Origin of the sequence: Bradyrhizobium sp. Pha-3 (genome assembly GCF_042258325.1) — a bacterium.
In the GTDB taxonomy this organism is placed as follows: domain Bacteria; phylum Pseudomonadota; class Alphaproteobacteria; order Rhizobiales; family Xanthobacteraceae; genus Bradyrhizobium; species Bradyrhizobium elkanii.
Genome location: NZ_CP170151.1, coordinates 7,035,978 through 7,058,116 on the forward strand (window position 1 = coordinate 7,035,978; position 22,139 = coordinate 7,058,116).

General features: G+C 64.7%; 21 protein-coding genes. 11 read left to right on the top strand and 10 right to left on the bottom strand.

The window, feature by feature from the left end; all coding sequences use genetic code 11:
- Positions 1-35: 35 nt before the first annotated feature.
- Together ACE10X_RS33595 and ACE10X_RS33600 are read right to left on the bottom strand one after the other, a co-directional pair.
- Positions 36-1,475 (bottom strand): extracellular solute-binding protein, encoded by a 1,440-nt coding sequence (locus tag ACE10X_RS33595; protein WP_016846935.1) that lies wholly within the window; start codon positions 1,473-1,475, stop codon positions 36-38.
- A 28-nt stretch (positions 1,476-1,503) separates the two neighbouring features.
- A complete protein-coding gene (locus ACE10X_RS33600) occupies positions 1,504-2,520 on the bottom strand; it encodes a sugar-binding transcriptional regulator (RefSeq protein WP_038382875.1) in 1,017 nt (338 codons plus the stop codon).
- Positions 2,521-2,654: 134 nt separating this feature from the next.
- Between ACE10X_RS33600 and ACE10X_RS33605 the strand changes: the two genes are divergently transcribed.
- Genes ACE10X_RS33605 through ACE10X_RS33615 form a run of 3 tightly spaced genes read left to right on the top strand, consistent with a single transcriptional unit; the run spans position 2,655 to position 5,841 of the window.
- Positions 2,655-3,935 (top strand): FGGY-family carbohydrate kinase, encoded by a 1,281-nt coding sequence (locus ACE10X_RS33605; RefSeq protein ID WP_038382874.1) that lies wholly within the window; start codon positions 2,655-2,657, stop codon positions 3,933-3,935.
- On the top strand, positions 3,932-4,801 hold the full coding sequence (locus ACE10X_RS33610; protein WP_038382873.1) for a TIGR01459 family HAD-type hydrolase: 870 nt from the start codon (positions 3,932-3,934) through the stop codon (positions 4,799-4,801). Before ACE10X_RS33605 ends, ACE10X_RS33610 begins: the two co-directional genes overlap by 4 nt.
- Positions 4,802-4,812: 11 nt before the next feature.
- Positions 4,813-5,841, top strand: coding sequence for a class II aldolase/adducin family protein (locus ACE10X_RS33615; protein ID WP_038382872.1), 1,029 nt, complete (start codon positions 4,813-4,815; stop codon positions 5,839-5,841).
- 28 nt (positions 5,842-5,869) lie between these two features.
- Here the strand turns inward: ACE10X_RS33615 and ilvA are convergent, their stop codons facing one another.
- The 5 genes from ilvA to ACE10X_RS33640 all read right to left on the bottom strand — a co-directional run bounded on the left by ilvA (position 5,870) and on the right by ACE10X_RS33640 (position 12,870).
- On the bottom strand, positions 5,870-7,411 hold the full coding sequence (gene ilvA, locus ACE10X_RS33620; protein ID WP_038382871.1) for a threonine ammonia-lyase, biosynthetic: 1,542 nt from the start codon (positions 7,409-7,411) through the stop codon (positions 5,870-5,872).
- 389 nt (positions 7,412-7,800) lie between these two features.
- Positions 7,801-8,991 (bottom strand): Xaa-Pro peptidase family protein, encoded by a 1,191-nt coding sequence (locus ACE10X_RS33625; protein ID WP_038382870.1) that lies wholly within the window; start codon positions 8,989-8,991, stop codon positions 7,801-7,803.
- Between the two features lie 19 nt (positions 8,992-9,010).
- Positions 9,011-10,429: an MFS transporter gene (locus tag ACE10X_RS33630; RefSeq protein ID WP_038382869.1), complete on the bottom strand. Its 1,419-nt coding sequence runs from the start codon at positions 10,427-10,429 to the stop codon at positions 9,011-9,013.
- Positions 10,430-10,447: 18 nt separating this feature from the next.
- Positions 10,448-11,239: an alpha/beta fold hydrolase gene (locus ACE10X_RS33635; RefSeq protein ID WP_051002806.1), complete on the bottom strand. Its 792-nt coding sequence runs from the start codon at positions 11,237-11,239 to the stop codon at positions 10,448-10,450.
- Between the two features lie 11 nt (positions 11,240-11,250).
- The gene (locus tag ACE10X_RS33640) at positions 11,251-12,870 is read right to left on the bottom strand and encodes an FAD-dependent monooxygenase (RefSeq protein WP_375763416.1); all 1,620 of its coding nucleotides are present in this window, start codon (positions 12,868-12,870) and stop codon (positions 11,251-11,253) included.
- Positions 12,871-12,979: 109 nt separating this feature from the next.
- Here ACE10X_RS33640 and ACE10X_RS33645 point away from each other — a divergent pair, with 109 nt between their 5' ends.
- From ACE10X_RS33645 to ACE10X_RS33675, 7 genes are all read left to right on the top strand, one after another.
- Complete coding sequence (locus tag ACE10X_RS33645) at positions 12,980-13,876, top strand: LysR family transcriptional regulator (RefSeq protein WP_051002802.1); 897 nt, start codon at positions 12,980-12,982, stop codon at positions 13,874-13,876.
- 248 nt (positions 13,877-14,124) lie between these two features.
- Complete coding sequence (locus tag ACE10X_RS33650) at positions 14,125-15,498, top strand: SRPBCC family protein (protein WP_038382865.1); 1,374 nt, start codon at positions 14,125-14,127, stop codon at positions 15,496-15,498.
- Positions 15,498-16,013 carry an aromatic-ring-hydroxylating dioxygenase subunit beta gene (locus tag ACE10X_RS33655; protein WP_051002799.1) on the top strand — a complete coding sequence of 172 codons (516 nt, stop codon included), beginning with the start codon at positions 15,498-15,500 and terminating at the stop codon, positions 16,011-16,013. The genes ACE10X_RS33650 and ACE10X_RS33655 overlap by 1 nt, the downstream gene beginning before the upstream one ends.
- 8 nt (positions 16,014-16,021) lie before the next feature.
- Positions 16,022-16,345, top strand: a complete 324-nt coding sequence (locus ACE10X_RS33660) for a non-heme iron oxygenase ferredoxin subunit (RefSeq protein ID WP_038382864.1) — start codon at positions 16,022-16,024, stop codon at positions 16,343-16,345.
- 40 nt (positions 16,346-16,385) lie between these two features.
- Entirely contained in the window at positions 16,386-17,699 is a 1,314-nt protein-coding gene (locus tag ACE10X_RS33665; RefSeq protein WP_038382863.1) for an MFS transporter, read from the top strand.
- 77 nt (positions 17,700-17,776) lie between these two features.
- Positions 17,777-18,289 carry a MarR family winged helix-turn-helix transcriptional regulator gene (locus tag ACE10X_RS33670; RefSeq protein WP_028341210.1) on the top strand — a complete coding sequence of 171 codons (513 nt, stop codon included), beginning with the start codon at positions 17,777-17,779 and terminating at the stop codon, positions 18,287-18,289.
- Positions 18,290-18,485: 196 nt separating this feature from the next.
- A complete protein-coding gene (locus ACE10X_RS33675; RefSeq protein ID WP_028341211.1) occupies positions 18,486-18,767 on the top strand; it encodes a hypothetical protein in 282 nt (93 codons plus the stop codon).
- Between the two features lie 151 nt (positions 18,768-18,918).
- Here the strand turns inward: ACE10X_RS33675 and ACE10X_RS33680 are convergent, their stop codons facing one another.
- From ACE10X_RS33680 to ACE10X_RS33690, 3 genes are read right to left on the bottom strand one after another with little or no spacing between them, the layout of a single operon-like run.
- Positions 18,919-19,137, bottom strand: a complete 219-nt coding sequence (locus ACE10X_RS33680) for a hypothetical protein (RefSeq protein ID WP_157787876.1) — start codon at positions 19,135-19,137, stop codon at positions 18,919-18,921.
- A gap of 17 nt (positions 19,138-19,154) precedes the next feature.
- On the bottom strand, positions 19,155-20,147 hold the full coding sequence (locus tag ACE10X_RS33685) for a formylglycine-generating enzyme family protein (RefSeq protein WP_038382861.1): 993 nt from the start codon (positions 20,145-20,147) through the stop codon (positions 19,155-19,157).
- Between the two features lie 21 nt (positions 20,148-20,168).
- Positions 20,169-20,708 (bottom strand): hypothetical protein, encoded by a 540-nt coding sequence (locus tag ACE10X_RS33690; RefSeq protein ID WP_038382860.1) that lies wholly within the window; start codon positions 20,706-20,708, stop codon positions 20,169-20,171.
- A 452-nt stretch (positions 20,709-21,160) separates the two neighbouring features.
- Between ACE10X_RS33690 and ACE10X_RS33695 the strand changes: the two genes are divergently transcribed.
- Positions 21,161-22,114: a helix-turn-helix domain-containing protein gene (locus ACE10X_RS33695; RefSeq protein WP_304556686.1), complete on the top strand. Its 954-nt coding sequence runs from the start codon at positions 21,161-21,163 to the stop codon at positions 22,112-22,114.
- The last annotated feature ends 25 nt before the right edge of the window (positions 22,115-22,139 follow it).

A 22,139-nucleotide genomic window follows, 5' to 3' on the forward strand; every position in this document is an offset into this window, starting at 1 on the left:
CGGTGCGGGGGATCAGGCACCGCACAGTTGATCCGTCAGCCGAGACCGGCCTGCTTGAGCTGCCGGTTGATGCTGTCGGCGAGCTTGTCGAGCCCCTCGTCGACACTGACCTCCTTCGCCACCATCTTCTGCAGCGAGGCGGCCCATTCGGTCGTCAGGTCGAAGAACAGCGGCTGCGCCGTGAAGTAGATCTTGGCGCCGGGCGACGACATGTCGTGCTGCTCGAGATAGCCGGGATAGGATTTCGCGATGCGGTCGCGGAATTCGCTGTCTTTCCACACCGATGCACGCACCGGGTTGACGAAGTCCATCTTGCGCGCGCCGAACAGATCGTGCTCGACGGATGCCGCCCACTGCATGAACAGCCAGGCCGCCTCCTTCTGCTTGGAGAAGCTCGACATCGCGAGCGACCAGATCCAGACGTTCGGGGTCGGCGCCTTGGCGGCCGGATTGGCCGCGAACGGCGCATAGCCGAGATGCCCCTTCTCCTTGTTGTCGCCGCCGTTCATGAAGTAGCCGAGGATGTCGGCATCGAAGATCATGCCCGAGGCGCCGGCGCCGAGATCGGTGCCGACCTGGTACCAGGTGTAGGTCGACCAGTTCTTCGGGCCCGAGGTCTGGATCATCTTGACCCATTTGTCGTGGAAATCCTTCGAGGCCTTGGTGTTCATCGCGGCCTTCAGCTTGCCGCCCTCCATCACGAAATCCTTCTGGCCGAAGTTCGAATAGGCCGACAGGAAGCCGGGATGGATGGTCGCCCAGGAGCGCGAGCCGCGCACGCCGACGCCGTAGGGACCGCCGGCGTCCTTGGTGATCTTGGCCGCGACCTCCAGCATCTCGTCGAGGTTCTTCGGCGGCTTGACGCCCACCTTGTCGAAGACGTTGCGGTTGTAGGTGATGTTGTTGAGCTCATAGCCCCAGGGGATGCACCACTGCTTGGCCTTGCCCGAGCCGAGCTCGGAGCCGGCGACGCCGTCCCACGCGGTCGAGGCGCGCAGGCCCGGCAGCACGTCGTCCCAGGCGAAGGCCGGATTGGTCTTGGCTGGATCCTTGATGTAGGTGTTGAGGTCTTCGATCCAGCCCGCCGGACCATAGGTCCAGGTCATGTAGGCGCCGGTCATGAAGGCATCGTACTGGTCCGACTTCGACGACAGCGCCGCCGTCACCTTGTCGAAATAGACGTCCTCCGGGAAGATGTCGTAGGTGACGTTCATGCCGGTGAGCGACTTGAACGCCTCGATGTCGCCGATCATCGCATCGACATAGGGATGCTTGTTGAGCAGCAGCTTGACGCTCTTGCCGCTCTGGGCCTTCCAGTTGAAGTCGGCGGCCATCGCCTTCGACATCGAGGAGGCGAAGGCGGCGTTGGCGGCGATGCCCGCGATGCCGAGCTTGGCGGCGCCGTCCAGGAGATCGCGGCGGCTGATGCGTTTGGCAGCGTAGGAGTCGAACAGATTCTTCTCGCGATCGAACATGTATTTCCTCTCCTTGTTGACGCTTGTTTTATGTGTCCTTCCGGGTCTTGCTTCTTGTCTTGCCGGATGTGGTCTCCGGCTTGTCGGTGGCGAGCGCCTTTGCGGTCGCTTCGTCGATGATGAGGCCGTGCAGCACGCCGCTGCGCAGCACGCCGCGCAGTGCGGTCACCTTGGCCGGCCCGCCGGCGATGGCGACGATGCGGTGCTTCCTGAGATCGGCCATGCTCATGGAGGTGGCACGGGCCGACAGATCGGTGTCCAGCACCGTTCCGTCGGCGCTGAAGAAATGTCCGAGCAGATCGGCGCAGGCGCCGACGCGCTTCAGCTCGACGACCTCGTCGGGCTTGATCATGCCGCTCGACACCAGGAAGCCGTCGCGGCTGACCTGGCCGATGCCGACGAACAGCAGCGAGGCCTTGCGCGCCAGCGCGAACACGTCGGCGATGCCGAATTGCTGCATCAGCACGGCGCGGTCGGCGACCGAATTGGCGAACACCGGCACCGGCAGCAGATAGGCTTCCGCGTCGGTGCGCTCGGCGAGCTTGTGAATCACGTCGAACGGATTGGCGGCAAATTTCCGCGTCAATCCGCCGAGCAACGACACGAATTGCGCGTCGCGTGCCGGCGTCTGCGGCATCTGCTCCACGACCGCCGCGAGCGTGCGGCCATGGCCGAAGCCGATCACCTTGTCCTGGCCGCGCTCCAGGATCTGGCGCAGGAAGCTCGCGCCTTCCAGCGCCAGCGCCTTCAGCGGCAGGTCGCTCTCGCCGAGATCAGGTGCGACGCGGCAGAACGAGAGGCCGAAGCGCTGCACGAGATCGTTTTCCAGCGCGACACATTCGGCGACCGGTCCCTCGACGAACACACGGATCATGCCCTCGCGGCTGGCGCGCGCGATCAGGCGATGCGCTTTGGTGCTCTGGATGTTGAGGCGGTCAGCGACCTCCGACTGGGTGAGCCCCGCCGCGAAATACAGCCACGCCGCGCGCGTCGCGAGCGACGCCTCGCCGTCGATTACCGGCAGCCTGTCGGGCGGGGGTGTCATATCAGGAAAAGTCCGCTTGCAAATTTCTTCACGTACTGCAAAAAATTGCAGAGGCCGAACGGGGCGTCAATCCCCCAAACGTGCTGCAGCGCAACCAATGTCGACGCGCGCGCACCAGAGAGCGATGAGGTCGCATGGGAGGTTTGTATCTCGGCATTGATGTCGGAACCGGCGGCGTGCGCGCCTGCGCCATCGACCCGCAGGCCAGCATCCGTGGCTTCGCGTCCGTCGCGCTGCCCGTACCGCGCGTCGACGGCAACGCCATCGACCAGACACCGGAGCTGTGGTGGCAGGCCGCGGTGGCGGCCATCCGCAAGCTCGGCGGGAGCGTCGGTCTCGGCGACGTCACGCGCATCGTCGTCGACGGTACGTCGGGCACGCTGCTGCTGGTCGACGCCGCCGGTCGGCCCTGCTCGCCGGGTCTGATGTACAATGATGCACGCGCCACGCGTGAGGCGACGCGCGTCGCGGCGGTCGCCCCGCGCGAGAGCGGCGCGCATGGCGCGAGCAGCGCGCTGGCCAAGCTGCTCTATCTGCTGAGCCACGACTATATCGGCGATGCGCGCCACGCCGTTCACCAGGCGGACTGGATCGCCGGCCGGCTCGCGAGCCATCACGGCATCAGCGACGAGAACAACGCGCTGAAGCTCGGCTACGACCCGGTCGCGCGCGTCTGGCCGCCCTGGCTTGACCAGCTCGGCGTGCGCGACGATCTGCTCCCCGACGTGCTGGTGCCGGGCACGCCATTCGCCGAGATCGATCCGCAAATTGCGCGGTCGCTCGGGCTGCCGCCCACAGCGCAGGTCGCCGCCGGCACCACCGATGGCGTTGCGGCCTTCATCGCGACGCGTGCCGACCAGCCGGGCGATGCCGTCACCTCGCTCGGCACCACGCTGGTGGTCAAGCAGCTTGCGACCCAACCGATCTTCGCGGCCGACCAGGGCGTCTATTCGCACCGGCTCGGCGAACGCTGGCTTGCCGGCGGCGCCTCGAACTCCGGCGGCGCCGCTTTGCTGGTGCATTTCACCGCCGCCGAGATGGAGCAGCTGACACCGCAGCTGACGCCGGACCAGCCGACCGGGCTCGACTATTATCCACTTCCAAAACCCGGCGAACGCTTTCCGATCGCCGATCCGGCGCTGGTCGCGCGGGTCACGCCGCGTCCGGCGGAAGATTGCCGCTTCTTCCAGGGTCTGCTCGAGGGTATCGCCTCGGTGGAAGCCCTCGCCTACCGCCAGCTGGCGCGGCTCGGTGCGCCGCGCCTTCGCCGCGTCATCGGCATCGGCGGCGGCGCGAAGAACGACGCCTGGACCCGGATCCGGCACCGCGTGCTCGGCGTTCCCGTCTCGGTCGCCGAACAGACCGAGGCGAGCTACGGCGCCGCGCTGCTCGCGCTGAACGGAGGTCCGCCATGAAGGCCGATGCGACCGCGATCGCCGGCCTCCACGTCATCGCCGACCGCTTCGATCATGTCCTGCTCGACCAATGGGGCACGCTGCACGAGGGCATGGCGGTGTTTCCCGCGGCACTGGATTGCGTGGCAAGGCTGCGCGAGGCCGGCAAGCGCATCCTGATCCTCTCCAACTCCGGCAAGCGCGCCGGCAGCAATCAGCGGCGGCTCGCGACGCTCGGCCTGCCGCCCGACGTCTATGACGGCGTGTTGTCCTCGGGCGAGGTCACCTGGCGCGGCCTGCATGCGCGCGAGCAGGCTCCCTTTGCCGAGCTTGGACGCGCCTGCTTCCTGATCTCGCGCGACGGTGACCGCTCGATCGTCGACGGCACCGACCTTGTGATGGCCTCGAACATGCGCGACGCCGACTTCATCCTGCTCGGCGGGCTCGACGATGACGCGGCCGAGCCCGAACGCTGGCATGAGCCGCTTGCAACCGCTGCCGCACGCCAACTGCCAATGCTGTGCGCCAATCCCGATCTCGTGATGTTCGGAGTCGCGGGGCTGATCCCTGCGCCGGGCGCACTCGCCGCATTCTATCATTCGCTCGGCGGCACCGTGCTGTTCGTCGGCAAGCCGTATCCACCGATGTTTGCCGCTGCGCGCGATCAATTGGGACGGCCGCCGCCGGACCGGATTCTCGTCATCGGCGACTCCCTCGATCACGATATCGCCGGTGGACGCACCGCCGGCATGCTGACCCTGCTGATCGGCTCCGGCGCCCACCGCGCGACGCTATCGCAAGCGAGCGATCTGCCGCGGGCGATCAAGACCGTGGCCGGCACGGCGGCGCGGATGCCGCACTGGACGATGGACCATCTGACCTGGTGAGAACAGCCCCGATGCGACCGCCTCAAATGCTGGATGAACTGCGCCGCATGTCGGCACGCGTCGGCAGGAATATCCTGCTGGTGCAAGGCGCCGGCGGCAATTCGTCGGTCAAGGATGGCGACGTGCTGTGGGTGAAGGCGTCGGGTACCTGGCTCGCTGATGCCGAGGACAGGGAGATTTTCGTGCCGGTCGCCTTGTCGGCCGCGCGCGCGGCGCTGATGCTGGGCGACGAACGCGTGCCGCTGGCGCCGAACGCCGGGACGACGCTGCGCGCCTCGATCGAGACCTCGCTGCATGCGCTGATGCCGCAGCGGATCGTGCTGCACGTCCATTCCGTCAACACCATCGCATGGGCGGTGCGCACCGACGCCCGCGACGAATTTTCCCGGCGCCTGGACGGACTGGCGTGGCGTTATCTCGACTATCACCACCCGGGGCTGCCGCTCGCACGCGCGGTCAGCGAAGCGATCGCACAGGATACGGTCGACGTCCTGATCCTCGGCAATCACGGCCTGGTGGTCGGTGCGGCCACCTGCGATGCCGCCGAGGCTTTGGTCGCCGACGTCGAGCAACGCCTCGCCCTCGAGCAGCGCAGCGCGCCGACCGCAGATCATGACGCGCTCCGCACGATCTGCGCGGGCAGCAACTATCGCCTGCCGCGGGATCCTCGCGGTCACGACATCGCCACCGACCGCTACAGCCGCGCGATCGCGACCAGCGGCTCGTTGTATCCCGATCACGTCGTATTCCTTGGCCCGGGCCTGCCGGTCCTGGAGCATCGCGAGAAGCTGAGCGCCATGATCGCGCAGACCACCGCGAACGGCCTGCCGCCGCCGGTGGCGCTTCTTGTCCCAGACCTCGGCAGCCTTATCCGCGACGATGCGAGCGACGGCGCGGAAGCCATGCTGAGCTGCCTCGCATTGGTCACCTGCCGCCTGCCCCTGACCGCACGGGTCAATTATCTGACGGCGGAGAACGAGCATGCGCTGCTGAATTGGGACGCCGAGCGCTACCGCCAGCAACTGACCGCCGATCGCTGACCGTTGGTCGACGGAAGGGCTCGGTGCTTCATCCCCTCTCGGCGGAGAGAAACAGGCGGTAGGCCGGATTTTCGCTCTCGTTCCAGTAGGGATAGCCGAGCGCATCCAGCGCCTGTACGAACCGGGTGCGCTCGTGAGGCTTGACCTCGATGCCTGCCAAAATGCGTCCGTAGTCGGCGCCGTGATTGCGGTAGTGGAACAGCGAAATATTCCAGTCGGGCGCCAGGCTCTCGAGGAATTTCAGCAACGCGCCGGGACGCTCCGGAAACTCGAAGCGGTAGATGACCTCGTCCTTGAGCAGCGGAGCGCGGCCGCCCACCATGTAGCGCACATGGTCCTTGGCCATCTCGTTCTCGCTGAGATCGAGGATCGGATAGCCCTCGCGCCGAAGCAGTTCCATGACTTCCCGCTTCTCGACCTCGCCGCGGCTCAGCGCGATGCCGACGAACAGTTGCGCCGGCGCGGTGGTCTCGGCAAAGCGGTAGTTGAATTCCGTGATCGCGCGCGAGCCGAGGATGCGGATGAAGTGCCGATAGCTGCCCGGCTTCTCCGGCACGGTCACGGCAAGCAGCGCCTCGCGATGTTCGCCGACCTCGGCGCGGTCGGCAATGGTGCGCAGCCGGTCGAAATTCAGATTGGCCCCGCTGTTGACGGCAATCAGGCTTCCGTCACTTAGCGCGCCGCGCTCGGCGTAAGCCTTGAGGCCAGCGAGCGCCAATGCCCCGGAGGGCTCGGCGACCGATCGCACGTCGTCGAAGATGTCCTTGATGGCGGCGCACATGGCGTCGGTGTCCACCGTGACGACCTCGTCGAGCAGGTCGCGGCAGAGCCGGAAGGTCTCGGTTCCCACCTTGCGGACGGCGACGCCGTCGGCGAACAGCCCGACCTGATCCAGCGCGACGACGTTGTCCTTGGCGAGCGCGGCCGCCATCGATGCGGCGTCCGCCGGCTCGACGCCGACGACCTTGATCGACGGGTTGAGGAATTTCACGAAGGCGGCCACGCCGGCCGCCAGTCCGCCGCCGCCGATCGGCACGAAGATCGCCTCGACCGGATCGGGATGCTGGCGCAGGATCTCCATCCCGACGGTGCCCTGGCCGGCGATCACATCGGGATCGTCGAACGGATGCACAAAGGTCAAACCACGCGCGGCCTCGATCTCCCTGGCCTTGGTCTGCGCGTCGTCGAACGTATCGCCATGCAGGACAACATCACCGCCCAAACGCCGGACGGCCTCGACCTTGATGGCGGGCGTCGTCCTCGGCATGACGATCGTCGCGGGAATGCCGAGCTTGCGCGCCGACAGCGCGACACCCTGCGCATGATTGCCCGCCGAGGCGCAGATGACGCCCAACCTGCGCTGCGCGTCCGGCAGCCTGACGATCTTGTTGTAGGCGCCGCGAAGCTTGAACGAGAAGATCGGCTGGAAGTCTTCCCGCTTCAGCAGCACGGCGCGCGACAGGCGTTCCGAGAGCCGCGGCATGGGATCGAGCGGCGTCTCGACCGCTACGTCGTAGACCCGTGCGGTCAGGATGCTTTGGGCGTAATCGCGGAGCGCGTTAGCGGTCATCGGGTCGCTTCTGTCGATGGGAGGCAATCCTTATCGGTTGCACCTGCCCATCGTCGGCGCCGACCCGGCGAGCAGACGGCACGGAGCCGCCGCTGCATCCAGCTCGAAGCATCGCATGGCCGGAGGCACGAGTGAAGCCAAGACCGCCGGATCAATCGCCTCGCCGAGCGCTTGTGAAGTCATCTGGGCCGTCGCAGGGGGCGCTGCCAAAATATCGAAAACAACCCCATGCAAAGTGGCCGTTGGCGGCCGGCGTCGACCGGGCAACTTGACACGTCGTGCAATTCAGGGGTATATTTCTAGTATTCCGAACTTGGCCGACGAACGCCTCCAGCACCGCAGTCTGAATCGGTGACCCAGCCAAAAATGCCGCCCTGGCGTTGACCGCTTCACGCCATGAGACGCGATGTATTCCATCCCCTGCCATGGTCACCGGGTGCCTCCCAACCTGTTTCGGAGACGATCAGCGTGTCCTCGAGCTTGATGTAGCCACGGGTCGGATGCAGCAGCGCAGTCTCGATCGAGATCACCATGCCGCACTCAAGCGGCCGGTCGGCGTCATACGGCGTGTAAGGCACCGGGCCAGTCGCGGTCAGGCGCGGCGCTTCGTGACTGACAAGCCCAATGCCGTGCGCGGTGAAGTCGAGCACGGCGCGATGCGGGGAAGCTTTGACGGCCACCTCGCCCGCCGCGATGATGTCGCCACCCATGGCGCCCGGCCGGATCGCGCGCCGGGCCACCTGCTGGATGTCCTCGATCTCTTGCAGCAACTCGCTAAGCTCGCTGTCGGGCTCACCCAGGACGCCCATGCGGCTGAGATCGCCGATATAGCCCCGGTAGTTTCCTCCGGAATCGATCGAGATCACGTCGCCCTCCGCAAGACGCTGGTTCGACGGCGCGCGGTTATGGCTCTTGCCCGCGGCAATCAGGCAATATTCGAAGACCAGATCGCGTTCCTGCTCCTCGCGGCGCAGACGAGCGACGACGTCATTCTTGGTCATGCCTGGTGCGCAGACTCTGAATGTGGCCATCATCGCGTCGACGACCCGTTCGGAAGCCTCTCTGATGAGCTCCAGTTCGGCGGGAGATTTGACGGCACGAAGGCGCTCGAGTGTGAAATGGGCCTCACGGAATTCGGCGTTGTTCAAGCCCGAGAGCAGATGATCCCTGGCGTCGGCCGGCAGGAAACCTGTCTCGATGCCGATACGCAGGGCCGCCCCGCCGAGCTTTCTCACATGCTCGATCGCGAGGCCGACCGCATCGATCGTTCCCCACGCCTCTGCTCTGACAGTCGGCGCCCATATCCGTCCGAGCTGCTGCTCGAACTTCTCCATCCGATTGCCGACGTAGATGGAATTTTCCGGGTGCCCTTTCTGATAGACGAACACCGGCAGATAGCGGCTGGTGCCTATCGCCTCCATGACGTCGAAGAAGAAGAAACGATATCCACCGAGCAAATACTGCACATTGTGACGCGAGGTGACGATCAGGATGTCGAGCCCTGCCTCATCCATCAGCCGATCGAGCTTTGCAGTATCGAACGGCGCTGCCGTTGCGATCGTGTCGCGCGCATGGTCCATCGTATGCCCTTTCGTCTTTTCACTGTCCCGCTGCCGCTTTTGCGGCCAGCGACTTCGGTGCGGCGCCCGCGCCCGCGTTTTCGCCGAACAGGGCCACCGGACGCCCGTGCGGCTCGACGCCGAGGAATGTAAAGGCGAGCCCGATCAAGAGGCCTGCGCCGGCAAGAAAGCAGAACGCCGGCATCACTGCTGAGGCGGTCGCACCTGGATGCACGAGATTGTCCGCACCGGCGATCAATGCGAGACACAGCGGACCTACGATCTTGCCTATCCCGTTCGAGAGCTGGGCAAGGCCGACCGCGCGCCCCGAAAGCTGGACCGGGAAGATTTCCGCCGGATAGGGCCCGATGTTCGAAAATCCACCGTCGAAGAACACGGCGCCGACGACCAGGAAGACCAGAAACAACGGTACCGAGCCGGCAAAGTCGTTGTGAAAATAGGCGGCGAGCGCCAGCGAAACCGCGGTGCCGTAGCCCATCAACTGGCCACAGGGCTTGCGGCCGATCCGATGGGCGAGGAAGGCGAAGCCGGTCCGGCCGAGCACGCCGGCGAGGCTGACATAGATGAACATCTTGGCCGCATCCTGGGGCGCGACGCCAAGCAGCAGCGCCACGATCGTCGGTCCCCACAAGAACACACCGTAATTCGCCGTGCTGGCGCCGAACCAGATCAGGACGGTCAGCCAGAAGCGCCGCTGCTCGGCAAAGAGATCGGCAAATGTCGCGGAGTTCGCCGGCGGCAGCGTGGGCAGGACGAACGCATCTCCGCCGACCCGATAGAGTTTTCGGATGCTCGCCTGCGCCTCGCGGACGCGGCCCTTGCTGATGAGCCAGCGCGGCGATTCCGGCATGATGATCATGGTCAGAATCCCGAGGATGATCGGCAAGAACCCGACCGCCGCCAGTCCACGCCAGCCAACCAGCGGCAACAGGAAGCTCGCCGTCACCGATGCCGAAAGCACGCCAAAGGCGACCGGCACGACCACGAGGCTCGTGACCAGCGTGCGATGACGGGTCGGTGCAAATTCGACGATGGCAGGAACCGCCGCCGCCGCGCCGGCGGCAAGGCCGAAGCCGACGAAGAAGCGCAGGATCGCAAACGCAACCCAGCCGTCTTCCGGAATGAACGCGATCGCGCCCGAGGTCAGGCCGCAGAGCAGAACGCCTGATATCGCCAGCGGCTTGCGCCCGAAACGATCCGCGAGGATGCCCGCGACGAACGCCCCCAGCATCGCCCCGATGCCGGCACTCATCAGCATGATCGAGGTCTGCCCAAACGTCAGGTGCCATTTCGGCGCCAGCACCGACACCAGAAATCCGACCACAAAGAAGTCGAAGAAATCGACCACGCCGGTTACGGCGAAGATGATGATCGATAGCCAATAGCGCGCCGTCACCGGCGCTTCATCGAACGGCACGGCGTTCGCTTGCTCAGCCATGGTCTCCCCCTGTTGTTGTCAAGCCGCCTTCTTTTTTGAATTCAGAAATGCCGTCACCGCCTCCGCCACCCGCTCGGGGGCCTGGATCGACGCGACGTGACCGGCGTCCGCGATCGTCTTCATCTCGACGCAGGCAAGGTCGCGGGCGAGCGCAAATGTCTCTGGATTCGGGATCAGCCGGTCGTCGGCGCCCGCCAGCAGCAGCGTCGGGCGATCGAAGCCTGTCAAATCGGCGTCGACAGGCTGCGCGAGCAAGGCGCCGCGTCGCGCCTTTTGGCCGTCGTCGCGGCTGGAGCCACGGAAGATGTCGATGAGTTCTGGCCGCGCGCGCAGATAGTCCGGCGGGAAGAAGAACTCCGCGATCTTCGGTGCGTTGGCGATGGTGTCCGCGCGCCAGGAAGCAAGCTTGCGGAAGACATCCGCATTGACGTCCAGCGGGCTTCTGTTGACCTTCCAGGTGCTGCTCAGGATGAGGCGGTCGATCCTGCCGGGATGGCGGGCCGCCAGCACTTGCGCGATCTGCCCGCCCAGCGAGGTTCCGAAGACATGGGCATGATCGTAGCCGAGCCCCATGATCAAGGCCGCGGCATCATCAGCCAGATCGGCCAGCGAATAGGCCGAGGGAGGATTCCTGGTGGCGCCGGAGTCGCGCTGGTCGTAAGCGATCACCGTGAAGTTTGCCGCCAGGACAGGCGCGAGGCCGTCAAACATCGAATGATCGGCCTCGCCGCCATGCAGCAGCACGATCGGTTCGCCATGTCCGGTTTTCTCAAACGCCGTGACGACGCCGTTGGATTCGAACGATTGCATCTAAGACCCCGTCAATGCAGCAGCGCGGAAAGCGCGCCGGCCAGTTCCTTCGCCGGATCCGACGGAAGCCACGGCATCCGCCACGCCACATGCCCATCGGGGCGCACCAGCACGGCGCCGCGCATGCCCAACTGGAATCCGTCCGCCGGATCGGCTGAGGGCAACTGCTTCAGCGACAGCGGCAAGGCGATCCTCTCGGATACCTGTTTTCCCGCTTCCAGCCACTCGCTGCCGAGTGGGCCCGAGACGACGGTGAATTCCTTGTCGAACCAGTCGAGCGTCGATTTCTTGCGCGAAGGCTCGAGCCACATATGCGGAAAGCGCGCGCCGGGACGGTCGGTCGGCGTGTAGTAGCGTGAGTTCAACGCCTTGGCGACCGTGCCATCAGGGATCACCGCGCCCTCCTCGTAATTGTGGCCGAGGTTCTGACCGATACTGTGCAAATGATTGTCCATATCGTTGATCCAGAACCTGATCCGGTCTGGATCGCGCGACCGCACGGCGTCATCGGTCAGCCCAAAGCGCAATCGGTTCCCGTAGCTGAAATTGGCATTGGATTGCGCGATCGGGCGGCGCTCGCTGGAATAGCTGTCGAGCAGCTTTTCATCCGCCAGACCCTTCAACACGAAGGCGAGCTTCCAGGCGAGGTTATGCGCGTCCTGAACGCCGGAGTTCAGGCCGAAGCCGCCGGTCGGCGGAAAGCGGTGCGCGCAGTCGCCGACGAGAAACACCCGGCCCTTTCGAAAGGTCTCGGCCACCTGCATGCTGACGCGCCAGATCGAGCGGTTCAAAAGCGTGACGTCGAGGTCCCGAATGCCGACATGGCCGCGCGCGATCTCGATGAACTCCTGGTCGGTCCAAGGGCGCTCGCGATCGTCCTTGGTCAGGCCGATTTGTGTCACGGTCAGCCAACGATCGCGGCCATTGGTGTTCAGGATGCCGGCGCGCGGCAGATCGGGCTTGTCCGGGATGATGATGAAGCCGGCGGCCTCGCGCGCGATCGGCAGCCGCGACAGATCGGCCCGCCAATACTCGTTCGACATCACCGCCAGCGTCGAGGGCCCGACCATCTCGATCCCGGCGCTGCGCCGCGTCTGGCTGCCCGCGCCATCGGCGGCGATCAGGTAGGTCGCCGTCCACTGCGTCACCTCGCCGGTCTTTTCGCAACGTGTCGTGACGTTGACGCCGCTGTTGGTCTCCTCGAACGATTCACAGGCCGTGTTGAACAGCACCGTCGCGTGTCGGGACTTCTCGACCACCCGCAGGATTTCCTCCTCGACGGCGTCCTGCGCGACCAGGCTCTTCCAGGCGGGGGTATGCCCGACATTCGGTTCGGGACGGGTGCGGCCGAACTCGTGGCCCGCGATGCTGTCGAGGAACACGAACATGTCGGAATTGTCCTGCAGGCCGCGGTCGCGGATCGCCTGCTCGATCCCCCATTGCCGGAAGATCTCCATGGTGCGGACCCAGCAGCCACGCGACTTGGGATGATCTGTGGTGGTCGGGCTCTTCTCGACCACCACGCAGTCGATGCCGAAGCGATCGAGCAGCAGTGACATCGCAAGCCCGACCGGCCCGCCGCCGGCAATGAATACGGACGTCTGGTGTGCCTCATCGGTGGCGATGCCCATCGTCGTCTCTCCTCCGTTTGATCGTTGGGAGGAGACTGCTCCTTTTTTGGTATCTCACAAGAATATGCTTGATATGGTATCCATCTCGATTTGAGATGGAGTGCCCGTCATGGACCTGCGGCAGATCCGCTATTTCGTCGCCGTCGCCGAGCGTGGCGGCTTTGCCGCGGCGGCGAGCACGCTGAATGTCGCCCAGTCGGCGCTCAGCCGCCACGTCAAGGAACTCGAAGACGAACTCGGCGGCGCCTTGCTCGAACGCGGCGCACGCGGGGTCTCGGTCACGGAATCCGGCAAGGTGCTGCTCGCGCGCGGGCGCTGGCTGCTTGGGACGATCGACGACATCAAGGCCGAGGTGCGCACGGAAAATCGGGAGCCGAGCGGTACGGTGCGGATCGGCGCGCCACCGAGCCTCGGCGATATCCTCTATCCGCCGCTGGCCCAGGCCTTCGTGAAGCAATTTCCACGCGTGCGACTCGAACTGAGTGAGGGCCTGACGGAAAGCGCATCCGAACGCCTGCTGCGGGGTGAACTCGATCTGGCGATCGTAACGACGCCGTCGCCCAACGATCATCTCGACTATGAAACGCTGGTCGTCGAGCAGGTGTTCCTGATCGGACCGTCGCGCGATCCGCTGCTGAAGCGCGGCCGACTGACCCGCAAGGAGTTCGACGCCTTGCCATCCGCGGTGGCCCCGCTCAGTCGCAACCCGTTCCCGTCGACCATGCTCTGCGCGGTGCGGGTCGACAACAGCACGCCGATGAAACGCATGGTGGCATCGGGCCTCGGCTACGCGCTGCTACCCTTCTCGGGCATTCACCAGGAGGTGGCCGCCGGCGTGCTGTCGGCGGCGCTGTTGCCGTGGATGCGCGCCGAGCGCGTGCTGGCGCTGCCGCGCGGACGGCCGGTGAGCCGGGCAACGCGCGAAGCGATCGCCGCGCTGAAGAAGATCTGCCGCGCCCTGATCGATGACGGAATCATCCTGACCGCGCCGGCGCGCAAGAGCTGAACACGCCGCGCCACGGCAAACGATCTGCTCGTTCCGCGCCGTAGCCCGACACGCGGGCCGTATCCGTTGCATCCGGCTCCAGCTTCTGATCGACCAATCGGCGGCTTGACCATAGTTGTCATGACAACTATAGAGTCATTCCAAGATTGGCGATCAAGCCGGCTGTTCCCGCCGTGAGAAGACGCGAGCCGTGACGCGGCTCTGCGGGCGAGTTTTCGCGGCCGGCGGTTAGTCGAAGGGAGGACGTTATGAACGCTGCTTCGCAGACCCACGCGGCACGGTTGCGGGAGATTTCCCGGCTCATCGACGACCGCCCCGGCGAACGCATCTTCGCAGTCGATCGCCGGATCTTCACCGATCCGGGCGTGTTCGACGCCGAGCTGCGATATATCTTCGAGGCCACGTGGAATTTCATCGGCCTGGAATCCCAGGTCGCCCGCCCCAACGATTTCGTCACCACCCATATCGGCCGGCATCCCATTCTGGTGATGCGGAGCGCCGAGGGCAACGTCGGCGCATTCCTCAACACCTGCCGGCATCGCGGAACGATCGTCTGTCCCTTCAAACAGGGCCGGCAGAAGTTTCACGTCTGCCGCTATCACGGCTGGGCCTACGACTCGGGCGGCCGCAACATCTCCGTGACGGAGGAAGCGAGCGGGCAATATCCGCCGTCGTTCTCGAACAGCAATCACGACCTTCTTCCGGTCGCGCGGCTCGGTTCGTATCGCGGATTCCTGTTTGCCAGCCTTTCGGCCGACGTCCCGCAACTGGAAGAGTTTCTCGGCGACACCCGCGCGTTCCTCGATCTCATCATCGATCAGAGCGACAGCGGTGAAGTCGAGTTCGTGCCGGGCGCCAGCACCTACACGTTCGATGCAAACTGGAAGCTGCAGTTCGAGAACGGTCTCGACTACTATCACTTCGCGACCACGCACAGCTCCTACGTCGATATCCTGAAGAAGCGCAATGCCAGCGCCGGACCGGATGCCGGATTCACTGCGGAGCCGGACGGCGAGCAGGAAGGGCAAGGCAGCTTCAGCTTCGACTATGGCCACGCCGTCAACTGGTCGATCAAGCGGACGCAGCTCTATGGCAGGCCGCTCGGCATGGATCCTGCGCGTCTCGACGCCGTGCGGCAGCGCGTCGGCAGCACGCGTGCCAAGTGGATGCTGCGGCAGCGCAACCTCACGATCTTTCCGAACCTGCAGGTCATTGACATCCTGTCGGCGCAGGTGCGGACCTGGCGGCCGCTGGCGCCCGACAAGACCGAGATGGTGTCGCATTGCCTGGCTCCGGTCGGCGAGAGTGCCGCGGCGCGCACGCTTCGCATTCGCAACTACGAAGACTTCTTCAATGCCTCCGGGTTGGCCAGCTCGGACGACAACGTCATGTATGAGTTCTGCCAGACCGGCTACGACGCGACGACCGCCGCACCCACGCAGGGTTATCTGCGCGGCGTCGCGGAGGTCGGCCACGGCGAGAGCGCGCACACGCGCGAGCTCGGCATCACCCCTTCCGAATGGTCGTTCGGTCCCACGAGCTTCGGCGGCGAGACGAACTTCCATCCCGGCTATCGCGAGTGGCGCAGGTTGTTGCAGCACGCCGCCGGGGAGACGGCGTGATGACTGCCAGCGCAATCAGGCAAACCGATGCCCACGCGGTCGCAGCCGCGACCATCTTCCGCGAGGCGCGCCTGCTCGATACCGGCGAATGGGCCGGCTGGGTCGCGATGTACAGCGAGGATGCCATCTATTGGGTGCCGGCCTGGCTCGACGAGTACACCACCACCAACGATCCCGACACGCAGGTCTCGTTGCTCTACCACGATGCGCGGCGCGGGCTGGAAGAGCGGATCGCACGAATCGAGTCGCGCAAATCGATCACCGCGCTGCCGCTGCCGCGCACCGTGCACCAGATCTCGAACCTGGAAGCGTCTGAAACCGGGCCTGACGAGATCAGCTGCCACTCGGTGTTCTCGGTCCATGTCTACGACCCGCGCGTCGCGAAGGAGCACCTGCGCCACGGGCGTTATGAGCACACGCTGCGGCGTGACGGCGAGACCTGGAAGATCGCGCGCAAGGTCATCACGCTGGTCAACGACCGCGTCCCGACCGTGCTCGATTTCTACAGCATTTGAGAGGGCACATGGTGGACGAAGGAACCTGGCACGAAGCTGCCCCGCTCAGCGCGCTGAACGAAGGCGAGCCGTACGGCATCGAAATCGGCAGACATCACGTCGCGCTTTATCGCGTCGGCAACGAGTATTACGCGACGAGCAACATCTGCACCCATGCGGAGGCGCTGCTGTCCGACGGCATGCTGGACGGTTGCGAGATCGAATGCCCGCTGCATATGGGCCGCTTCGACATCCGGACCGGCGAGGCGCTGACCAGTCCGGTCGAGATCGACATCCAGACCTATCCCGTCCGCGTGGCGGGCGACCGGCTGGAAGTCTGCCTGCCGGCATAAGGCAACCGTTCAAAAATCAAGAAAATCGGGGGAGACAGGGATGACCGAAATCGTGATGGACAAGGCGGCGAGTACGACCGCCGATCCGGAAATCGAACGCAGCACGATCCGCAAGGTCGCCCTGCGCCTGATGTGGTTCGTCATGGCGATGTACTTCCTCGCCATTCTCGACCGCGGCAACATCTCCTTTGCCGCGCTGCAGATGAACAAGGAGCTCGGGCTCAATGCCGAGAAGTTCGGCATCGCGGTCGGCATCATGTACTTCACCTATTCGATCTTCGAGATCCCGAGCAATCTGATCCTCAGCAAATACGGCGCGCGCATTACGCTGACGCGGATCGCGATCCTGTGGGGCATTGCCACGGTGCTGATGGCCTTCACGCAGGGCCCGCTCAGCCTCTATGCGTTCCGCGGCTTCCTCGGCTTCGCCGAGTCCGGCCTGTTTCCCGGGGTGATGCTGCTGCTGAGCCTCTGGTTTCCGTTCAGCTACCGCGCCCGCTACAATGCGATGTTCAACTATGCGGTGCCGATCTCCTATATCTTCGCCTCGTTGATCTCCGGCGTCATCCTCGAGCTGAACGGAACGTTCGGCATTTCAGGCTGGAAATGGCTGTTCATCCTCGAGGGCCTGCCGCCGATCATTCTCGGCATCGTCGGCATCTTCTATCTGACCGACCGCCCGCAGCAGGCGAGCTGGCTGTCGACGGCGCAGCGCAACTGGCTGATGGGCGCGCTGGAGCGCGATGCCAAGGCAACCGGCGTGGTGCATGCCGAAGGCGTGCTCAGGACCATCACCAAGCCGATGGTGCTGCTGTTCGGCCTGTGCAATTTCGGCCTGTTCTGCGGCCTGGCTTCGCTGTTCCCGTGGCTGCCGCAGATCATCAAGTCGTTCGGGCTGCCGAATTCACAGGTCGGTTTCGTGACCGCGATCCCGCCCGTCGCCGGCCTGATCGGCATGATCGCATTGTCGCGGCACTCCGACCATGTCGGTGAGCGCTTCTATTATGCGGCCATGACCTTCGTGATCGCAGCGGCCGGCTTCGCAATAGCGGCCTTTTCAACGTCGCCGCTCTGGATCATCATCGGCTTCATGGTTGCCAATGTCGGCGTCTATGGCACGCAGGCGGTGTTCTGGACCATCCCGCAGTCCTACATGTCGCGGCAGAGCGCGCCGGGCGCGATCGGCCTGGTCAGCACCATCGGCAGCATCGGGGGCGCCACGATCCCGATCGTGATCGGACGCGCCAAGGACGCCTCGGGCAGTTTCACCACCGGGTTCCTCGTGGTAACAGGCGTTCTCCTCGTCGCGGCGGCCTTGGTCCTGATCGCGCGCACTCAACTCGTGAAAGAATGAAAAGCCGGACTGCAACAAACCGCACCAGCGCCCCTGCCCCGCGCCGCGCCCCGCAAGGGGACACGGGCTCGGAGCTGGTGATCGACTTCGAACGTTACGTGCCGACGGTGCTCTCGAGCCTGGTCGCGAAGCTGCGCGCCAACGCCAATGCGTTCTTCCCGCAGGCCTACGGCGTATCGCTCGCGGAATGGCGGGTGCTGTCCTTTCTCAGGGAGCATGAGCCGGCAAGCGCCTACGACATCTGGACCAATGCGCAACTGGACAAGGCCGTCGTCAGCCGCGAGACGACGTCGCTGAAGAAAAAGGGGCTGATCGAGCTGACGCCGGTGCGAGGCAGCGCCCGGAACCGGACCGAGATCCGGCTGACATCGCAAGGCGTGGCGCTGCTCGACCGCAGTCTGGATGAAATCCTGCGCCGGCACAGCAACCTCACGGCCGGCCTCGACGCCAAGGCGCTGGACGGCTTCTTCCGGGTCGTGGCGCATATCGAGCACCGCATTCCCCACATGGCCGACCAGACCTCGAATGCCGTGCCGGCCCATGCGCCGGTCAAACGCATCGCGAAGCGGAGACCGCCGACCGGCGCCTAGAGCTTTTCCCGTTCCGATGGAATCGGAACGGGGCTCTAGATTCTTGTTTTGACGCGTTTTCTTCACGCGAACCGGTATCCACTTCGCTCGAAAACGCTCTAGCGACACTTGTCCAGTGAGGAACCCGCGTAATTTATGTTTCAGTAAGCAAGTTGTAGCTAGGATCGATCAGTGAGTTGCGTATGGGAGACTTCCAGTGATCGACTTTGACGAACTTCGTAGTATCGCCGCGGATGTTCGTATCTTTATCGACGCGTCGGAAGACAAGGGTGGCGCCTTGAAGGCCATCGTCGAGGCCTACGACGTCGTTCTGGGGATTTTCCCGGCCGGCCCGGGAATGGAACTTCACGTGGTCAAGGGCACTGAGGTCCTCAATCACATCGCGCAGACCCAGGCCTCGTCGGGCTTTACCCACACCGCCATCGCATTCCAGACCCGTGAGCAGGCTGTTGCGCTTCAGCAATTGATGGCGGCCTAGCCACCGGCGTTGCGCCCCCGCATTGCGCGGCGGCTGAAGCGATCGCATCGGCGATCGCGCGATCCCGATCGATGACCGAAGCGGCCCTGGACCGTCGAGAGATAGTGGTCGGGTCAAAATACATCGACCTGCATCTCAGTGCACCGACAGATCAAGCAGCGGTCGTCGACTGGCCGATGTCGTCGCCGAAGATGACGAGGATGTTCGGCTTCGCCGTGCCCGGCTGCTGCGCGAGCGCGGGCGACCTGCCCAATGGCGACAGGCTTGTCGCAACCAACGCCGCCGCGAACAAGGTGCGAAGTAACGTACCACGGCTACTAGCATTGAGTTTGGCCGCCCCATTGTTCTTCAATTCGGCTTCATCGCTCATTCGTCGCTCCCTACTCTTTAAGCTGGCTGAGACGTCCGCGACCGCACCACGCAGCGGAAGCCGACGTGACTGGTGGACGTGTCGACCGGTTCGGCATGCCGCGCGGCGGGGCGATAGCGGCGGCAATAGTTCGGGGCACAGAGATGCGAGCCGCCCTTCAGCACCTTCCGCGGAATCTTGATCGCGGGCTGGGCGGGGTCGTAGCTTGCTTCCTCGCGGCCGCCGCGCGGATTCTGCGGGATGCAGCAGGGCTTCGCGGCGTCGGCCTCATGACGAGTGGACCACCAGTCGGCGGTCCACTCCCAGACATTGCCGATCATGTCGTGGACGCCATAGCCATTCGGCGGAAACGCGGTCACCGGCGAGGTCCGGTCGAAGCCGTCCTCGCAGAGGTTCTGAATAGGGAAATTGCCCTGCCATGTGTTGGCCATGTGCTTGCCGCCCGGCGTCAAGGCACTGCCCCAGGCGAACTCCTCGGCCTCGAGCCCGCCACGTGCCGCGAACTCCCACTCGGCTTCGGTCGGAAGTTCCTTGCCGGCCCATTTGGCGTAGGCGAGCGCATCGGCATAGGCGACGTGGACGACCGGGTGGCTGCCGAGCACGTTGATGTTGCTGCGCGGGCCGTAGGGTCGGCGCCAGTTCGCGCCCTTCATCAAGGTCCACCATTGGCTCCAGTCGCGCAGGGTGGTGACCCGGCGCGGCGGCTGAAACACCAGCGAGCCGGCGTAGAGCATATGCGGCAGCGCACCCGGATATTGCGCAGGATCCGGCGGCCGCTCGGCGACCGTGATGTGCCCGGTCTCCCGCACGAATTCGCGGAATTGAGCGTTGGTCACCGGGGTGCGGTCGATCCAGAAGCCGTCGACCGACGCCCGATGCGCCGGCGCCTCCTCCGGATAGTGATGGTCGGAGCCCATGCGGAACGTGCCGCCGGGAATCCAGACCATGTCGCCGGTCCGGACGCGGTCGTCACGCTCTGATTCAGCGGAGGCGATCTCTACCCGGGACATGGCGATGCACCTCTTTGCGCATTACCGCGAGCAGTAGTCCCAGAAGCCCTGTGTTCGCGACGGGTCGGTGTAGTACCAGCACATGCCCGCTGCCGGTGGCGGTCCGGCCCAGGCGGCTGCGCTCGCCGCGCTAACGAAACCGATCGCCGCGCCGGCCGCGACCGCGCCCCCGATCGGCCAGCCGTACCAGCCGGGCCGCGCCCAACCTCCCGGCCGCGGTCCGGGCCCGACCCAGCGCGTGCCGCCGCCGTGCCAGCCGGGCCGAACTCCCGGACGCACCACCGTCCGGCTACGATAAGCGACCGCACCGCCGCGCGGTCCGACGGCAACGCCGCCGCGGCGCGCGACAGCGCGCACCTGCACAACGTTACCGCTGCCTTCTTGCTGTTTGACGATCGGCAGTGAAGCGGAAGCGCCGATGCTGACCGCGGACGCTGGGGCCAGTTGCGCGACAATCGCGGCTGCTCCAATGGCGGTCAGACGGAAAATCTTGTTGAAGATCGCGGCCTTATGATCTCGATGACCGAATGTCGTGCCTGATTGCGTCGTGCCTGAGTGCATTGTCGCGCCCTTCCATTTTTCTGTGCTGCACGTTTCGGCAGCGTTGATCCGTCAGGCCTTCTTCCCTTTTCCTCCGTCGCTATCCGTGTGCACATTTGCGTGCACAGGGTTTCTCCATCGTGACTCGTTCCACTGGACGTTGTCACGAGCAAATTCTGCTGTCGGATCAAACGTAGCCGAACGCACCATACAAGTGATGTGCACTTTGTGCCAAACTCAACCCCGAGGCGTGCAGGCTTAACGAAAGATGCTCCAATTCGATCAATCCGATGTGGTCGCCATTGTTGCTTTCTCGAAAAAACAAGCGAAAATCTGCACGTATGCAAATCCATACCACGATCTCGCCATGCGAATCGAACCAATCTAGGCACATTGTCGCGGCCGCACTTTTTGTACCGACTTCAAGCATTTGGTTTTAGTAGATTAATCGCGCTGCAGTTGTGAACGTGGATATGGGCCAGCACCTGACGGTTAGCACCGGCGAGCTTGACGGCTTCGAGGGTCTCCACGATGCCGTCAAAGGCTCGCATGTCGAAGTCATGCAGCTTGAGCGCGGCAAGCTGCGCGGCACATTGTCTCACGTCGGGATCGGTGATTTCTCGCTCAGCATCGGCGCGTTCAATGTCGGGGTCCGCACCCAACGCATCTCGACCGATCCCAAGCTGATCATCGGAATGCTGCTGAACGCGACCGACCGCGTCACGCATTGGGCGTTCGACATGCAGCCGGCCGATGTGCTGGTGATTCCTCCATCGGTCGAGCATGACGGGGTCTTTCACAGCGCCTCCTCCTACGCGGCCATCCGCTTCGACCTGGCTGAGCTGCCCGACATATTCGGCGGCGAGCCGCGGCTCGCCGACGCCGAAACCTGGCAGGCGAAGAACCACTTTCGCGCCGACCCCACGATCGGCATGGGCGCCGCGGACAAACTGCCGCAGATCGTCGCGCATCTCGCGCGCTATCCGGACGCCTTGACGGACGCGTCGGCCGGCTTCTGGAAGCGCGCGATCATCGACTGCGTGACCGCGACGGTCATCACATCGCTGCCGCCCGACGGCACGAGCTATCTGCCGTCGGCGATGCGACTGGTGCGCCACGTCGAGGACTATCTGCACGCCGCGGGCACGCGCCCGGTCCATGTCTCGGAAATCTGCACCGAGCTTCGGCTGTCGCGACGCAGCCTGCACCGCGCCTTCCACGAGGTGTTCGGCGTCGGCCCGGTGACATTCCTGCGCTACAAGCGGCTCTGCATGATCCGTTCGATCCTGCGCGAAAGCACTCCGGACCAGACCACCGTCTCCAAGGTTGCGATCGAACAGGGCTTCATCGAGCTCGGGCGCTTCTCGCAATATTACCGCGCGATGTTCGGAGAATACCCGTCGCAAACGCTCGGCTACGCCGGCTAGCAAATCAGCCGTTGCGCCCGCGCAA

Coding starts and splice junctions, on each gene's coding strand:
- ACE10X_RS33605 (WP_038382874.1), top strand. CDS start 2,655: ATGGGAGGTTTGTATCTCGGCATTGATGTCGGAACCGGCGGCGTGCGC.
- ACE10X_RS33600 (WP_038382875.1), bottom strand. CDS start 2,520: ATGACACCCCCGCCCGACAGGCTGCCGGTAATCGACGGCGAGGCGTCG.
- ACE10X_RS33655 (WP_051002799.1), top strand. CDS start 15,498: ATGACTGCCAGCGCAATCAGGCAAACCGATGCCCACGCGGTCGCAGCC.
- ACE10X_RS33635 (WP_051002806.1), bottom strand. CDS start 11,239: ATGCAATCGTTCGAATCCAACGGCGTCGTCACGGCGTTTGAGAAAACC.
- ACE10X_RS33645 (WP_051002802.1), top strand. CDS start 12,980: ATGGACCTGCGGCAGATCCGCTATTTCGTCGCCGTCGCCGAGCGTGGC.
- ACE10X_RS33680 (WP_157787876.1), bottom strand. CDS start 19,137: ATGAGCGATGAAGCCGAATTGAAGAACAATGGGGCGGCCAAACTCAAT.
- ACE10X_RS33595 (WP_016846935.1), bottom strand. CDS start 1,475: ATGTTCGATCGCGAGAAGAATCTGTTCGACTCCTACGCTGCCAAACGC.
- ACE10X_RS33660 (WP_038382864.1), top strand. CDS start 16,022: ATGGTGGACGAAGGAACCTGGCACGAAGCTGCCCCGCTCAGCGCGCTG.
- ACE10X_RS33630 (WP_038382869.1), bottom strand. CDS start 10,429: ATGGCTGAGCAAGCGAACGCCGTGCCGTTCGATGAAGCGCCGGTGACG.
- ACE10X_RS33615 (WP_038382872.1), top strand. CDS start 4,813: ATGCGACCGCCTCAAATGCTGGATGAACTGCGCCGCATGTCGGCACGC.
- ACE10X_RS33690 (WP_038382860.1), bottom strand. CDS start 20,708: ATGCACTCAGGCACGACGCAATCAGGCACGACATTCGGTCATCGAGAT.
- ACE10X_RS33640 (WP_375763416.1), bottom strand. CDS start 12,870: ATGGGCATCGCCACCGATGAGGCACACCAGACGTCCGTATTCATTGCC.
- ACE10X_RS33695 (WP_304556686.1), top strand. CDS start 21,161: ATGGGCCAGCACCTGACGGTTAGCACCGGCGAGCTTGACGGCTTCGAG.
- ACE10X_RS33610 (WP_038382873.1), top strand. CDS start 3,932: ATGAAGGCCGATGCGACCGCGATCGCCGGCCTCCACGTCATCGCCGAC.
- ACE10X_RS33625 (WP_038382870.1), bottom strand. CDS start 8,991: ATGGACCATGCGCGCGACACGATCGCAACGGCAGCGCCGTTCGATACT.
- ACE10X_RS33665 (WP_038382863.1), top strand. CDS start 16,386: ATGACCGAAATCGTGATGGACAAGGCGGCGAGTACGACCGCCGATCCG.
- ilvA (WP_038382871.1), bottom strand. CDS start 7,411: ATGACCGCTAACGCGCTCCGCGATTACGCCCAAAGCATCCTGACCGCA.
- ACE10X_RS33650 (WP_038382865.1), top strand. CDS start 14,125: ATGAACGCTGCTTCGCAGACCCACGCGGCACGGTTGCGGGAGATTTCC.
- ACE10X_RS33685 (WP_038382861.1), bottom strand. CDS start 20,147: ATGTCCCGGGTAGAGATCGCCTCCGCTGAATCAGAGCGTGACGACCGC.